9 protein-coding genes are annotated in these 15986 nt (G+C 37.2%); all 9 read right to left on the reverse strand.

The features are described 5' to 3' along the window. Nucleotides 1–14: 14 nt before the first annotated feature. Entirely contained in the window at nucleotides 15–1412 is a 1398-nt protein-coding gene (gene ahcY / locus ACFIM1_RS00645; protein WP_375606120.1) for an adenosylhomocysteinase, read from the reverse strand. A 714-nt stretch (nucleotides 1413–2126) separates the two neighbouring features. Beyond that, a complete protein-coding gene (locus ACFIM1_RS00650) occupies nucleotides 2127–3125 on the reverse strand; it encodes a complex I NDUFA9 subunit family protein (protein ID WP_375608987.1) in 999 nt (332 codons plus the stop codon). Nucleotides 3126–3169: 44 nt separating this feature from the next. Beyond that, the gene (locus ACFIM1_RS00655) at nucleotides 3170–4489 is read right to left on the reverse strand and encodes a bifunctional folylpolyglutamate synthase/dihydrofolate synthase (protein WP_375608986.1); all 1320 of its coding nucleotides are present in this window, start codon (nucleotides 4487–4489) and stop codon (nucleotides 3170–3172) included. 4 nt (nucleotides 4490–4493) lie between these two features. Then, nucleotides 4494–5414 (reverse strand): acetyl-CoA carboxylase, carboxyltransferase subunit beta, encoded by a 921-nt coding sequence (gene accD, locus ACFIM1_RS00660; RefSeq protein ID WP_375608985.1) that lies wholly within the window; start codon nucleotides 5412–5414, stop codon nucleotides 4494–4496. A 988-nt stretch (nucleotides 5415–6402) separates the two neighbouring features. After that, nucleotides 6403–7122: a sulfate transporter family protein gene (locus tag ACFIM1_RS00665; RefSeq protein ID WP_375608984.1), complete on the reverse strand. Its 720-nt coding sequence runs from the start codon at nucleotides 7120–7122 to the stop codon at nucleotides 6403–6405. Nucleotides 7123–9001: 1879 nt separating this feature from the next. Continuing rightward, nucleotides 9002–10423 (reverse strand): bifunctional phosphopantothenoylcysteine decarboxylase/phosphopantothenate--cysteine ligase CoaBC, encoded by a 1422-nt coding sequence (gene coaBC, locus ACFIM1_RS00670; RefSeq protein WP_375608983.1) that lies wholly within the window; start codon nucleotides 10421–10423, stop codon nucleotides 9002–9004. A gap of 69 nt (nucleotides 10424–10492) precedes the next feature. Beyond that, nucleotides 10493–12079 (reverse strand): 2-polyprenylphenol 6-hydroxylase, encoded by a 1587-nt coding sequence (gene ubiB, locus ACFIM1_RS00675; protein ID WP_375608982.1) that lies wholly within the window; start codon nucleotides 12077–12079, stop codon nucleotides 10493–10495. 2 nt (nucleotides 12080–12081) lie between these two features. Further along, the gene (ubiE, locus tag ACFIM1_RS00680) at nucleotides 12082–12864 is read right to left on the reverse strand and encodes a bifunctional demethylmenaquinone methyltransferase/2-methoxy-6-polyprenyl-1,4-benzoquinol methylase UbiE (protein WP_375608981.1); all 783 of its coding nucleotides are present in this window, start codon (nucleotides 12862–12864) and stop codon (nucleotides 12082–12084) included. A gap of 118 nt (nucleotides 12865–12982) precedes the next feature. Continuing rightward, the gene (gyrB, locus tag ACFIM1_RS00685; protein ID WP_375608980.1) at nucleotides 12983–15415 is read right to left on the reverse strand and encodes a DNA topoisomerase (ATP-hydrolyzing) subunit B; all 2433 of its coding nucleotides are present in this window, start codon (nucleotides 15413–15415) and stop codon (nucleotides 12983–12985) included. Between the last annotated feature and the right edge of the window lie 571 nt (nucleotides 15416–15986).

Below are 15986 nucleotides of genomic sequence, written 5' to 3' on the forward strand. Positions count from 1 at the left end.
CCCAAGGAAACGTATTAGTAACGGTAATGGTTTGGTTTATAAGGTCCTTGTGGTGAGACTCCAATATAAGCGGCTTGTTCTTCTGATAAAACACTTAATTTTATTCCTAACCGATCCAGATGTAGACGTGCAACCTTTTCATCAAGATGTTTAGGCAAAACAGTGACTTCATTTGTATAGTGTTCTGTACGGGTAAAAAGTTCAATTTGCGCTAAAACTTGATTGGTAAACGAAGCTGACATGACAAAAGAAGGATGCCCCGTCGCATTGCCGAGGTTTAACAATCGTCCTTCAGAGAGCAAAATGATGCGTTTTCCATCGGGAAAGGTGATCATATCAACTTGTGGTTTAATATTCGTCCATGGCAAATTTCTAAGGGCAGCGACTTGGATTTCGTTATCAAAATGACCAATATTTCCAAGAATACACATATCCTTTACTTGTCGCATATGATCTAAACGAACAACATCTTTATTGCCTGTTGTCGTGATGATAATATCAGCACTGGAAGCAGCATCATCCAAATTAACAACTTCATAGCCATCCATAGCGGCTTGAAGAGCGCAGATAGGATCAATTTCTGTTACTTTAACACGAGCCCCAGCACCAGAAAGAGATGCTGCTGAACCTTTTCCTACATCACCATAACCACAGACAATGGCAGTTTTACCAGCGATCATCACATCTGTTCCACGTCGAATACCATCGACCAATGATTCTTTACATCCATATTTATTATCAAACTTTGATTTAGTGACGCTATCATTAACATTAATAGCAGGAAAAGGTAGAAGTCCTTCTTTTTGTAACTGATAAAGACGGTTTACACCTGTTGTGGTTTCTTCGCTTACACCTTTAATTGCTGCGCGCTGTTGTGTAAAAAAACCTGGCGTTGCATCCATACGCTTTTGTATTTGTTTGAAAAAAATTTCTTCTTCTTCTGTTTTGGGATGCGATAAAATATCTTTATTTTGTTCTGCACGACTTCCCATTAAAATATAGTTTGTGGCGTCAGCTCCATCATCTAAAATAAGATTGGAAGGATTACCATCTGGCCATTGGAAGATTGCATCTATATAAGTCCAATATTCTTCCAATGTTTCACCCTTAACGGCAAATACAGGAATGCCAGTTGCGGCGATAGCTGCTGCTGCATGGTCTTGCGTAGAAAAAATATTGCTAGAGCTCCATCGTATATCGGCGCCAATTGCTTTTAATGTTTCAATTAAAACAGCTGTTTGAATTGTCATATGCAATGAGCCAGAAATACGCGCTCCGCGCAAAGGTTGGCTGGAAGAAAACTCCTTACGACAAGCCATCAAACCAGGCATTTCAGTTTCAGCAATATCAAGTTCTTTACGACCATAAGCGGCAAGTGCAATATCTTTGACAACAAAATCTTGAGCTGCCATTCTTCATTCCTTTAAAATAATTTTTTCCAAGACGGTAGGAGAAATTAAAAAAAAATGCAAGACAAGAAGAGGACTTCTTTATGTGAAAAAGCTCTTTTAAAATCTCCATAAATTTGTGCAACAAATATGCATTTATGGATCTGAGTAGTGATGTTACTGACAGAGTAGGAGATCTTCATGATAAGTTTTATTATATAAACAAAATTCTATCCTTTTCACGTAACTTTAAAGCTTTTAAAAGTTTCCAGAGGGAATACCTTTTAAATAATAAAAATGGTGCATTGCTTTACAGTTTTTATATCGATTTTTATGGGATAATATCGAAAGTAGTATACTCGTATTCTACTCACTTATGCGGTTTTTGAAAAAGGAAGAATTACTTTAATCTCATTATTAAGCTTTTTGGCAAAATAATATAAATGCAAAGCCATAGATTATCATGTTTATGGATAGGCAGTTCAGGATCGGTTCTTTAGGATTCCAATGTTGCACCTGCTCTTGGATAAAGACAGTTTGTAAGAAGTGCTTTTCTCCTGTTTCCAACAGTTTTTATCAAAATACTATAGATGTGCGAGGAAACATGTTTTGTGATACTAAATGGAGCAATTAAAAATGCAAAAACATCACTCTATTGAACACTCTGATTTTAAAACCGCTAACAACGCGCTATGAATTATAAATCAAATAATTAACTCAGTTTTAGAAGAATTTATTCTAGACGAGTAGGTTTTGGGAAAATTGACCATGTGGACGAAATCGCCAGAGATAACTTGGCAAGAATGCAGTCATTGCTCTAGGAGTAATTCCTACTCCTTCTAGAGTATATCCATTCTCTATAGCTTCTTTAGAAACAATGTTATCCATTTGCAAAAAGCGTATTTGATTGGCTGTTACGAGCGTTGGCACAAGAGGCAACTTACCAATCGTTCCTAAAACTCCTCCAATCAATAGACCGACAGAAAGAGGCATAGATAGGATTGTTTTTTTACGACGAATGATTTTAAGTATATTTTCAAGAGCATTTTGGAGGGTGATAATCTGGGGACCACCAAGATCATATTTTTTTCCCCAAGCTATCTGTCCATCTAAAGCACGTGCGATAAACTCAGCAACGTCACCAACATATACGGGTTGCAATTTGCTTTTCCCACCTCCAAAAAGAGGCATAATTGGTAAAAAACGTGACAAATCTGCTAAGGTATTAAAGAAACAATCTTCTGGTCCAAAGATAATGGATGGACGTATAATAATTGCCTGAGGATTCTTGTTATGAATGATTTGTTCACCCATAAACTTAACACGTGCATAAAGACATGCAGTGTTTTCGCTAGCCACAAGAGTCGACATATAGATGAGAGGAATACCAGCTTCTACTGTTAATTCAGAAACATTGTAAGCACCATCAATTTGTGTGCTTTTAAAATTCGATTGATTTGCTTGTTTTAAGCTACCGGGTAAAAATATTGCTGCATCAGCTCCAAGCAATGCGCGTGCAACAGAGGCACGATGCTTGATATCTGTTTTAAGCATTTGGGTTTGTCCTACTTCTCCTATTTGTAGCATGTAATAAGCTTTTTGTGGACAACGAACAGCGATGCGAACGCGATATCCCCGCTTAGTCAAAGTTTCAACGACATGTCGTCCTACAAAACCGGATCCGCCAAAAACAGTAATGAGTTTAGGATGTTGATAAAGTGCACAATCAAGTTGCATGATTAAAAGGTCTATCTTTCAAAGCTTTAAAAATAGCTAATTATCTAGCACGGTGGTGTTTTATTGTCACGCAAAATATCACCCGCAAGATAAAGAGAACCACTAATAAGGACAATAGCCTCTTTATATTCCATTTTAATTTTATGCAAAGCATCTTGTAGATGTGCTTGTGGAGTAGCAAAGATTCCTGCTTTTTGGGCTGATTCAGCTAAGTTTATTGGAGAGAGACTGGCGTCATTGTTAATAAGCGGTATCGTATATACTTTATCGACAAGGTTTGCTAAAGGACGAAAATAACCGACAGCATCTTTGGTATTAAGCATGCCAGCAATCATAATAATGGGACGATCTGTTTTTTTTCTCCATTGTGTAAGTTCTGCCGCAATAACTTTTCCTGCAGCAGGATTGTGACCACCATCTAACCATAAATCAATATCAGGAGATAGTTGATCAACCAAAAGCCCTTGGGTAAGACGCTGCATTCGTGCGGGCCAATAAATATTCTTCAAAGCGTCATTTATGGTTTGTTCTGAAAGTTGAAAACCCGCTTGATAAACTGCTTCAAGAGATGCACCAGCATTAGCAATTTGGTGGTCTCCAATAAGGTTAGGAAGAGGAAGGTCCATGAGACCTTGATGGTTTTGAAAAACCATACGTCCATGTTCTTTATAGCTTTGATAATCTTGATCAAAGAGAGCATAAGATGCTTTATTTTTATCGGCAAGGGGTATTAAAGTAGCAAGAGTTTCTTCATAATTCTGCTTTCCGATGACCACTGGAACGTTTGGTTTTATAATCCCCCCTTTTTGAAAAGCGATTTGAGCAATTGTGTTTCCAAGAAAATTCTCATGATCATAATCAATGGGCATAATAAGCGATACAGCTGTTTTGTTAACGACATTGGTAGCATCAAAACGTCCTCCCAATCCAACTTCTAAAATAACAACATCAGCTGGATGTATACTAAACAGCATAAAGGCAGCGGCTGTAAAAATTTCAAAAATAGTAATCGGCTCTTGACGATTTACTTTTATAATTTCACGGATTGTCTCAGCCAATTGGTTTTCTGCAACAAGTTGACCACCTCCTTTTTGACCTAACCGGCAGCGTTCATTCCAGTTGACGAGATGAGGTGAGCTATAAACATGAACGCAGTATCCTTCACTTTCCAAAAGAGCACGACAAATTGCGGAGGCAGATCCTTTGCCATTTGTTCCAGCGATGTGAATAACAGGTGGAAGTTTTAAATGTGGATTACCAAGACGCTCTAAAAGGTGAACAATACGCTCTAAAGAAAGATCAAATTTTTTCGGATAATTTTTTAGTAAATCATCCACCACCCTTTGTATTTGACTTTGTTGCATAAACTTAAGCTGCTTTTGTCCTAGAAAGCGATGTTTGAGAGTCTGTTGGGGATGGATCGGAAGGGTTAAAAACAGCAGGGCGTTTCATCATCAAGCGTAAAATACGCGCAATTGTTGTTTTCATTTCTAAACGCGATACAACCATATCAATCATACCATGTTCAAGCAGATATTCACTACTTTGAAACCCTTCTGGTAGGGTTTCACGTATCGTTTGTTGAATCACACGTGGACCAGCAAAACCAATCATAGCGCCAGGTTCGGCAATGTGAATATCACCAAGCATGGCGTAAGAAGCAGTAACACCACCGGTGGTTGGATTAGTCAGCACAACAATATAGGGAAGTTTTGCTTCTTTCAACATTTCAATCGCTACTGTTGTACGGGGCATTTGCATCAATGAGAGTGTTCCTTCTTGCATGCGTGCACCACCAGAAGCAGTAAAAAGAACCAAAGGGCATCTTTCGGCAATGGCAGTATCAAAAGCTTTGATAATAGCTTCTCCTGAGGCCATACCGAGTGATCCCCCCATAAAGGCGAAATCTTGAACGGTTGCAATAATTGGCAAACCCTCAATCGTACCGCGTGCACTCAAAATATTGTCCTCAACACCGAGTTTAGAACGGTACTCTTTTAACCGATCAATATAGCGTTTTTCGTCGCGAAACTTTAAAGGGTCTGTCACAACTTTTGGATTTTCAAGAGCTGTATAAACACCATCATCAAAAAAATGCATGAGACGATTTTTGGCACTGATACGCATATGATAGCCAGAATTAGGAGCCACAAATTGATTGGCTTCCAAATCTTTATGGAAGATCATTTCACCACTGGTAGGATCTTTAATCCATAGATTTTCTGGAATTTCACGGCGTCCCAATATAGAATTAATTTTAGGGCGAACATAATTTGTAATCCAGTTCATCTTTATAACCTTCCTTTAAAATATTATACACCTTTTGCATGATTTGAAAGAATATAGAATTTAAGCAGTCACATTTGCTTTGCCGGCTGACCAAACGAGTCTATTTAATACTTTTATCAGTATACGTATAGCTCTCACTCCACTGTTTTTTAATTTTTCCAATTTTACAACAATCATATGCATGAAGAGTATTTCCTATAACAAACTTCTCAGAAGTTTTAAGAACTTACATGTTTTTATTTTTACTTTGGTATTAAAATTTACTCCTTGCGATAGTTAACAAACGCCTTATTTTTTAATAAAAATGGATATCCAATTAATCATTCGTATCAACAATTTTTAAATCAAGAAACCTTATAATATAAGCCACACTCATTCATTAAAGATAATGACTATGATAATGTTATGTTAGCGAAACGCCAACACCAGAGCAATATTTTTTCAGAATGGTTTTTCAAAGCGCACGCTTTTCACATAAAATAGAACGTCAAAAACAAAATATTGTTCTTGTTATGTATTCACGCGTTGCTAGATTTAACAGTCTCAATATTCCCAAAACTCTCTTATGACGGTACCCATGAAGAGTATAATAATCATTTCTCTATGAAGGGTATAAAATACATTATGCTCTCCATTTTTACTGAAATATAAGGTACAAAGCGGCACCATCATACTCTTTTTCAGTTTTCAATGCGACGATAATGTTTGCATTGAGAGGATTCATATAAAGATATTTCACGCCTTTTTGAAAGTACTTTTATCCGCATACCACCTTCATTTATGATACATAAACAAACGATTTCAATTGATCCAATATGAATAGGATTAAAATGAGAAACCCTCATGATATTTAGGTTTTTCACTCATATTGTGAAACAATAAATTATCATTATAAATCAATATATTGCTTTAATAAAAGAGAAAGCATAAAATTTTATATTATGCTTTCTTTGGCTGGCAAGTTTTATTAACCTTAAAGTCAAGGAAACTATTTTTGTGTAATGCGTGCCATGGTCTTTTGGGAAAGCATTTTGTGTAAATATGTCATAAAGGCGGCTGCAAAAAGCGGTGTTGCTAAATTAAGAATTGGAATCGAAACAAAAAGCGCTATCAATAATCCTGCACCAAAAACCGTTGTGTAATGAGTATGTAAAAAAGTACGTGCATCTTGCTCTGTTCGAAAACGATAAGCAGCAAACAAGAAATATTCATGACCGAGCAAATAACCATTAATAAGATAAAAAGCAATTAAATTAATACCTGGTATGAAGAATAAAATAAAAGCAATTCCATTACCAAGAAGGCTTAAAATAACAAATTTAAAGGAAATGATAAGAGAACGCTGAAACGGCAAAGCTTGTCCAATAGGCTCATTTGGGTAATCCTCTTTTTCAATGATTTCAGCAGCAGAATCAATGAAAAAACCACCAATCATAGCGGTGATTGGTGCAATCAAAAAAGCTAACAAAAGAGCCAAACCAAGATTAAAAATGATAAGCATGCTAAAACCAATCCATCCCGCCCAACTAGGGAGTCCAGGAAGAAATTGAGCAATCCAGGGCCAAAAGTAAGACACAAAAAGTTGGTGCACACATAACCATAAAATGGTGAGAATGAAAAAAGTAACCCCCAATGCTTTCAGTATCATAATACGATATTGCGAGGTCAGAAGACGTTGTAAAGCACGATAAGCAGCAGTAAAAATCATAGATTAATAAACTAAGGAAAGAAGCAAAAAAAACAAGAAATATATTTAAAGTATGTACAGTGTAATTTTTTCTTTCTTTGAATTACAAGATTTTTTTCAAAAACATTATAAAAAACGGATAAGGCTCCTTTATTTAAAATAAAGTTTGAATAAATAGAAATTTTGATTTTTAAAACAAAGAAGAATTTAAAAAGCAGCTGTTGTAGAAGAAGTTTTTATTATTTTTGTACATAGTGTAGATTATTGCGTTTATATGATATATGTAAAAAATTAAGGAATAAGAACTTTGGAGAGGAAAGTTATTTACTTCTATTTATTCAGTAGATTTATCTAACTTAGTTTATTTAAGTGCTTAATTGTTTTACACAATTCCTAAAATTCTGTACTTTTCTACTATTTGGCAGCATGCTTTTGCCTCTCGCTTTCAAAAAAATATTGAGTTCAATGGAATAGGGGTAACGTAGTAGCTCCGTAGATATTCTAATTTTGGGCAACAGAATGATTAATATGATAGAAGTGGAAAAAATAAGCTTAGGCGATTGACCGTCCGATTCCATGGAAGAGCAGTTTTTTGAGAAGAAGCAAAGAAAGGGAGATGTCACTGATGCTTAAAAATGATGAGATTTTGAATTTTAAAAGCCATAAGTGCAATGAAGTAAGAATTCATTGAAGCACTTTTCATACAAGTGGTGCACTGTATCAAATAATTTTTAGATAATAACACCATTAATTTATGAAGAGAATTGATCATTTTCAACTTGAATAAGAATCCAAAATATAGAAATATTCTTTAATTTCAAAGTCTCTATTCAACATCAAAAAATTATTTACGTGCACATTATAGGCGAGACCAATGTATGGGTACAAAGCTTTCGATAAAAGAATAAAAATGCTTCTCATGAATCGTCACAATGTGAGGATATCATGGATAAAATTCTAGTCTTTGTGGTCTTGGTATGCTGGAGAGAGGAGACAGACATTTAATCTTAAAGACCGATCACTGAGGAAAATAATAAAAGCGTCAGTTTCATAAACTTATAGACAGTGGTACAATGAATTTTGTCTACACTCTTTATGAGCGTCAGTGTGAGGTATGCTTAAAATTGCATTGAGATATTATAATATATTAATTTATACATCATTTTCATAGTGAATAAGAGCTTCAAATAAAGTTGTCATATTTTCTCATGAGCTGTTCTCATTATGAAACAATCAAAATCATTTATTCGTATATCATAAATAGGACCAATATGGGGATAAAAACATTGAAGAGAGAAAATGCTTTTTATAAATTTTATCCAGTGCAAGAGCTTTCTCAAAATTAATGTTAGGCAAAGTGAATGATAGCTTGTTTTTTTATAAGCTGGGGAGACAGTAGTGCAATAGATCCTACTTTTATGAAGGCTAGAGTGAGATGTGATTTTTTTAAAAAATATTTTCCAACGCTTGTCACACCCATTTCGCAACAGCGCTTGTGAATGGTCTATGGGTAAAGCTCTCGTGAATAATATAAAACTTATAGGGCATCACTATACTCTTAATAAAAAGAGTACGTTGGTGCCATCATCCTTAGTGTTGTCCGAGACAAGCTCTTGGTTCTTGAGACGGTCCATTATAAGCGCTTTTAGTTCTTTCTTAAACGTTTTGTATTCATACAGTTATCCTTGTTTAAAATGTGCAAGAAAATGATTTTTATTGATTCAATATGAGAGAGATTGGGAATGAGAGAATCTTACGATGTCTGGGATTCTAATTTAATATGAACAATGCTAGGTTATCATTATAAATCAAAAATATTATATACTAATTGAGATGGATAGACACCTATTATCAGTTCTATTTTATAAGGTGTTTTAATATCAACGCGTTTGAAGAGTTCTTATTTGCAAAGGGGTATATTTTTCTCATGAGGAGTAGATGTTTGGGGGGCAAAAAATGATACAATCACGTTTGCTAATTTTTGTGCTACGTGTTGTTTACTCATATGAGGCCATTGTTCAACTTTTTTTCTACTTACGAGATAAACTTGATTTGTATCAGAACCCATGACACTTGTACCATCTACTTGAAGAGAAATATCATTAGCAAGAATGAAATCAGCTCCTTTTTCAACGCATTTCTTTTGCGCATTAGCAATAATATCGCATGTTTCAGCAGCAAAACCAATGACCAATGAGGGGCGTTTTGGAGCGTGTCCAATTGTTGCTAAAATGTCAGGATTTTCAACCATTTGAAGGGATGGTGGTGTTTTATGAGCATCCTTTTTAATTTTGTGTAAAGATTGGGTTTGACTACGCCAGTCACAAACAGCGGCAACAAAGATGGCACCATCAGCAGGCAATGCGGTTTGAACGGCTTTTAACATCTGTTGTGCTGTTTCAACATGAATTGTTTTTACTTCTTGTGGGTCTGCAAGATGAACAGGTCCACAAATAAGTGTTACTTTTGCACCCAAATGTGCAAGAGCGGTTGCAATGGCATGACCTTGTTTACCTGAGGACCGATTAGCAAGATAACGTACTGGATCAATTGGTTCATGGGTAGGGCCAGAGGTAACGATGAAATGGCGGCCAAAGAGAGGTTTTTCATGCACATTCAAAAGATTCTCTATAGCAGCGACAATAGTTAAAGGTTCGCTCATACGTCCATATCCAATCTCGTCACGTTCAGCCATATTTCCGATTTCTGGTCCGATGATATGAACGCCATCTGCGTGCAATTGTGCAACATTACGAATAGTTGCTGGATGCACCCACATGGCTGGATTCATGGCGGGTGCAATCAAGAGTGGACAGCGTGCTGCTAAAAGGACACAATCAGCCAGATCATCTCCTATGCCATTGGCTATTTTTGCAATGCGGTTGGCTGTAGCAGGAGCTAAAATAATCAGATCAGCATCACGTGCTAATCGGATATGTCCGATATCATGTTCTTCTTCGCGTGAAAATAAATCAGTATATACAGTACCACCGCTTAAAGCTTCAGCGGCTAAAGGCGTAATAAATTTTTGCGCCGCTTTTGTCATCACAACTTTTAAATGTGCTCCACGTTCTTGTAAACGGCGAATCAAATCAAGGGCTTTATAAGATGCAATACTTCCACCAATAATAAGAAGGAGAGATTTTGATTTCAATGATTGCACTTCAACAGCACTGGCATGAGAGGGGAGTGTGGTGTGAGTAGGGGGATTGCTTAAAAGACGGCGGGCTTCTTCTTCCATAGAAATACCATTTTGCGCGGCGCGTATGCGCAAAGCTTCTTTGGTTTCAAGAGACAGGTTACGAATAGTAATACTGGCCATAAAATACCTCCAAGAAATAAAAATGATTACAATGATTTCATTGTTGATATTTTTAGCATATTAAGGAGATTAGAAAAGATGAAAAAAGTAAAAAGTAAGACAAGCGCAACAAAGTGCAATGATGAAAAGACTATAACGACCATAACGGTTTCTGTGACTTTGTTCCACAGCAAGTTGTTTGAGGGTAGCAGGAGAAAGATTAAAACCTGTTTTTCTCATTTGATTGAAATCTTCTTCTATTCGTTGGAAATTTTGAACCAATTGTGGTGTTTTGCGTGCCAGCGAAAGGAGAGCTTGTGCTCCTTCACTAAAGTCTTTTGCAACGCCTACGGGTCCTAAATTTTTACTAATCCATTCTTTGACAACGGGTTCAGAAGCTTTCCACATATTAAAAGTGGGGTCTAATGTACGGGCAACACCTTCCACGACAACCATTGTTTTTTGCAGCAATAAAAGTTCAGGTCGCGTTTGCATGTCAAATAATTCAGTGACTTCAAATAATAAAGTGAGCAATTTAGCCATGGAAATGCTTTGTGCTGATTGTCCGTGAATTGGTTCGCCGATAGCGCGGTTGGCTTGCGCAAAGCTTTCGATATTATGGTGTGAAGGAACATAGCCGGCCTCAAAATGGGCACGTGCAACTCGATGGTAATCGCGGGTAATAAAGCCGTAAAGAATTTCAGCAAGGAAATGCTTTTCTTTTTTGCCAAGCCTTCCTGTAATGCCTAGATCAACAGCAACAATACATCCTTTTTCATCTACAAATAAATTACCAGGATGCATATCGGCGTGAAAAAAACCATCACGCAGTGTATGACGAAGAAAAGATTGAATAAGCGTAATAGCAAGCGCCTTCAAATCAAAACCTGCTTCTTTGAGTTTGGAAGTTTCGGATATTCTTATACCATCAATCCATTCCATTGTAAGAACATTACGTCCTGTCCGTTCCCAGTCAATACGTGGAACCCGAAAGCCTGTATCATGTTGAATATTTTCAGCCATTTCAGATATAGCTGCTGCTTCTAAGCGTAAATCCATTTCAAGTCGTGTTGTTTGTGCTAAAGTATCCACTACACAAACAGGACGAAGCCTTCGAGAGGCAGGGATATAGCGCTCTTGTAAATGAGCAATGAGATAGAATCCTCTAAGATCTTTAGAAAAACGTGCTCTGATATTGGGACGAATAACTTTTACAGCACATTTTTTCTTATGGCCAGTTTCATCACTATATTCAGCTGGATGAACTTGAGCAATAGACGCGGCGGCAATGGGGGGATAAAAATTTACGAATAAATCATCAATAGAGCGACCAAGAGAACTTTCAATTTGAGCAATAGCGGCAGTGCAAGAAAATGTTTGGACGCGATCTTGTAGCTGTGACAAATCTTCCGCAATATCACGCCCAACAATATCAGGTCTTGTGGCAAGAAATTGACCAAGTTTTATGTAAGAGGGTCCAAGCTTATTAATGGCATATGAAATATTTTCAGATCGTTGTTTCTTTTTTGTTTTGCGTCGTGCTAATGCACTCGCTATACGATGACATAGCGCTGGAAATCCTTGAAGATCATCATGAGGGAGAGCACTTAAAACACCTTCACGTGTTAAAACCCATCCTGCACGCATCAATTGAAAGTAAGGGGAAATTTGCACCATTTTTAAATTTTCCAACCTGAATGCAGCGCTGCAATCGCACCGGTGAGATTGCGGTACGATACCCGCGAAAACCCCGCATGCTTGATCATATGGGCAAAATCATCTTGCTTAGGAAATTTGCGGATAGATTCAACCAAATAACGATAAGCATCGCCATCATTTGCGATAAATTGACCCAGCTTAGGGATAGCATGGAAAGACCAAAGATCATAAATTTTATCCAACAGAGGCATCTCGACATTTGAAAATTCTAAACATAAGAAACGTCCACCGGGCTTTAAGACACGAAAAGCTTCTCTAAGGGCTTGATCAATATGAGGAACATTGCGAATTCCAAAAGCAATCGTGTAAGCGTCAAAGCTTTGATCTTCAAAAGGTAGATGTTCTGCATTGGCTTCAACAAAATCAATCAGAGGGGCAAGACCATTTTTTTGTGCGCGTTTTTTACCAACGCTGAGCATTGAGCCATTAATATCAAGCACTGTAGCATGGGCTTTTTGGCGTGAAGCATTAAGAATACGAAAAGCAATATCACCTGTACCGCCAGCGACATCAAGAACTTTCCAATGAGAAAGTGCTGGTGGGGAAAGCCAAGCAATCATGGAATTTTTCCACACACGATGTAGCCCCAATGATAGGATATCATTCATCTTGTCATAATTTTCAGCGACAGAATGAAACACACCATCCACCATGGATTGTTTTTGTGTTTCATCTACTCTTGTAAAACCAAAAGAGTGCTCCATGCCACCCTTGGTTCCTACACGTTCTGTTTCAATTGCCATGTATATGATCTACCTTATTTTTCTTTTATCGTAAATGAAATAGAGAGAGAATGTTCAACTACGAAAAAACAACGTATAAAACTACGACGTTTACACAGCCAAAAACAGAAGAGTATCTTTAGATATCAAGATTGGCAACGCTTAAGGCATTGTCTTGAATAAAAATACGTCTAGGTTCAACTTCATCACCCATGAGACGAGAAAAGAGTGAATCTGCATCGGTTGCATCATTAATTTTTACTTGTAAAAGAGAACGTGCATTGGGATCAAGCGTTGTTTCCCAAAGTTGTTCAGCATTCATTTCCCCAAGACCTTTATAACGTTGAAGAGTAACACCTTTTTTACCGTTTGTAAAAATGCTCTCTAAAAGGCTCATAGGACCAAAAATACGCTCTGTTTTATCTTTGCGACGTAAAAGAACAGGAGGATGATATATGTCGATAAAATTTTGGGAAATGCGATCAATTTGGCGTGCGTCAGTTGAATTTATAAGTCCCACATCAAGCGTAACAACATCTTTAACACCACGTAAAATACGCTCAAAACATAAACTTCCATCTGCTGTATATTGTCCACTCCAACCTTGTTCCATATCATCAGCAATCAGATTAAGGCGGTGTGCTGTAGTATCTGCTATTTTTTGCGCTTTTTCTTGTGTTGCAAAGACTTCAAGATTAAAAGCGCCAACAATTGCTGCTTGTTCAACAATATTACGGTCATAACGGGTATGAAGACCATTTAAAAGTTGACGTAATATACGAGCATCTTTAGCGAGTTGATACAAATCAGCTCCTGCACGAACTTCTCCCGTTGAAAGCTCAAGCGTTGTTTCTTCTAGTCCAGTATCAATCAAGAACTCTTCAAATGCTGCTTCATTTTTAATATATTGAGAAGATTTTCCACGCGATACTTTATAAAGAGGTGGTTGAGCAATATAAAGATGTCCACGTTCAATTAACTCGGGCATTTGTCTAAAAAAGAAAGTGAGCAGCAGCGTACGAATATGGGCTCCATCAACGTCCGCATCTGTCATGATAATAATCTTATGATAACGTAATTTATCGGGTGAAAATTCATCTTTACCGATAGAAGTTCCAAGAGCTGTAATAAGTGTTCCGATCATATCAGATGAGAGCATGCGGTCGAAACGTGCTCGTTCAACATTGAGGATTTTACCACGAAGGGGTAAAATTGCTTGATTTTGACGTGAACGCCCACTTTTTGCTGACCCTCCAGCTGAATCCCCCTCAACAATAAAGATTTCTGATTTTGCAGGATCACGTTCTTGGCAATCGGCAAGCTTTCCTGGTAGAGAAGTGATATCAAGCGCTCCTTTTCGCCTTGTGAGTTCACGTGCTTTGCGTGCTGCTTCACGTGCTGTTGCAGCTTCCACCACTTTACTAATGAGAAGCTTTGCTTCATTAGGATGTTCTTCCAGCCATATAGAAAGCCCTTCATTGACCAAATTTTCAACAATAGGGCGCACTTCAGAAGAAACCAATTTGTCCTTTGTTTGTGAAGAAAATTTAGGATCAGGAACTTTGACAGAAAGAATAGCTGTTAATCCTTCACGGCAGTCGTCACCAGTTAGGTTCACTTTTTCTTTTTTGGCAATACCTGAAGATTCAGCGTAGCCATTAATTTGGCGCGTAAGAGCACTTCTAAAGCCTATCAAATGAGTTCCACCGTCACGCTGAGGAATATTATTGGTAAAACACAAGACCTTTTCATGGTAGGAATCATTCCACCATAGGGCAACATCAACGCTCATACCATCTTTTTCACTTGCAATGTAAATAGGCGTGTCTAGGAGCGCTTTTTTTGATTGATCAATATATTTAACAAACTCTATTAATCCGCCTTCATAATGTAATTCAACTGATTGAATGTCAGCATGACGCTCGTCAACAAGCAGAATATGAACCCCAGAATTTAGAAAGGCTAATTCCCGTAAACGACGCTCTAAAGTTTCAAAATCAAACTCAACCATAGTAAAGGTTTCAGAGCTTGGTAAAAATCTAATTTCTGTTCCACTTTCTTGATCGCAATCGCCAACAACTTTTAATGGAGCATCAGCTACCCCGTGGGTAAATGATATTTCATGAATTTTACCATTGCGTTTGATTTGCAATTTAAGCCAAACAGAGAGTGCATTCACAACAGAGACGCCAACACCGTGTAATCCGCCTGAAACTTTATAAGAGTTTTGATCAAACTTTCCGCCGGCATGAAGCTGTGTCATAATAACTTCAGCTGCAGAAATACCTTCTGTTGGATGGATATCTGTCGGAATTCCACGTCCATTATCACGAACAGAACAAGAACCATCAGCATGGAGTGTGACGTTTACAAGAGTTGCATGACCGGCTAAAGCCTCATCGATAGCATTGTCTACAACTTCATAGACCATATGATGTAACCCCGATCCATCATCAGTGTCACCGATATACATCCCAGGACGTTTGCGTACAGCATCAAGACCTTTGAGAACTTTGATAGAAGCCGCATCATAGTCATGGCTTTTTGCCGGTGAGGTTATTTCATCACTCATAAGTTAGTCCATTCCTGTGTTCAATTTCAATATTTTATCCGCTTTTTTAAAGCTCAATGTTCTGATAAGTTATTTATGGAATAACCACATTAAACATTTACCGTATATCAGATCTAGATTCAATATCTGTCGATATATAATGGAAAGAATGATGAAATGATATGACACAATTATACAGTAAAATACCGTCATTTAGGGTGATAATATAAGACAAGTAAGCACCTCTTTGGTATATTTAAGTATTTTTACAGTGCGTGGTGAATATTCAGGGCAGGGCTTGAACGCCTTTAGTTAAGTGAATCACAATGAGAAGACTAAAGAAATTAAAAGCGTAATTTATCGAGAGAAGCTGACTGTTTACAGAACAGCGTTGGTACGAATCCTTTTCCTTTAAAATTTGAGGACGAGGCCAATTATGCTTTACGTAAACTTTAAACGTAAATTTTAAAATTATGTAAAGAGTAGTATTATTGTTTATTTTTGCATATGCATAATATTTCAAAATTAGTTGTGCATCTTTATGTTACACTAACGAGACTTTTACTTTCTTACCTATAAATCAATCTTCAAT

It is taken from the genome of Bartonella sp. AC158YNML, from assembly GCF_042196725.1.
In the GTDB taxonomy this organism is placed as follows: domain Bacteria; phylum Pseudomonadota; class Alphaproteobacteria; order Rhizobiales; family Rhizobiaceae; genus Bartonella.

What these genes read in the sequence shown, in the direction of transcription:
- ahcY (WP_375606120.1), bottom strand. Translation starts at nt 1,412, where the DNA reads ATGGCAGCTCAAGATTTTGTTGTCAAAGATATTGCACTTGCCGCTTAT.
- ACFIM1_RS00650 (WP_375608987.1), bottom strand. Translation starts at nt 3,125, where the DNA reads ATGCAACTTGATTGTGCACTTTATCAACATCCTAAACTCATTACTGTT.
- ACFIM1_RS00655 (WP_375608986.1), bottom strand. Translation starts at nt 4,489, where the DNA reads ATGCAACAAAGTCAAATACAAAGGGTGGTGGATGATTTACTAAAAAAT.
- accD (WP_375608985.1), bottom strand. Translation starts at nt 5,414, where the DNA reads ATGAACTGGATTACAAATTATGTTCGCCCTAAAATTAATTCTATATTG.
- ACFIM1_RS00665 (WP_375608984.1), bottom strand. Translation starts at nt 7,122, where the DNA reads ATGATTTTTACTGCTGCTTATCGTGCTTTACAACGTCTTCTGACCTCG.
- coaBC (WP_375608983.1), bottom strand. Translation starts at nt 10,423, where the DNA reads ATGGCCAGTATTACTATTCGTAACCTGTCTCTTGAAACCAAAGAAGCT.
- ubiB (WP_375608982.1), bottom strand. Translation starts at nt 12,079, where the DNA reads ATGGTGCAAATTTCCCCTTACTTTCAATTGATGCGTGCAGGATGGGTT.
- ubiE (WP_375608981.1), bottom strand. Translation starts at nt 12,864, where the DNA reads ATGGCAATTGAAACAGAACGTGTAGGAACCAAGGGTGGCATGGAGCAC.
- gyrB (WP_375608980.1), bottom strand. Translation starts at nt 15,415, where the DNA reads ATGAGTGATGAAATAACCTCACCGGCAAAAAGCCATGACTATGATGCG.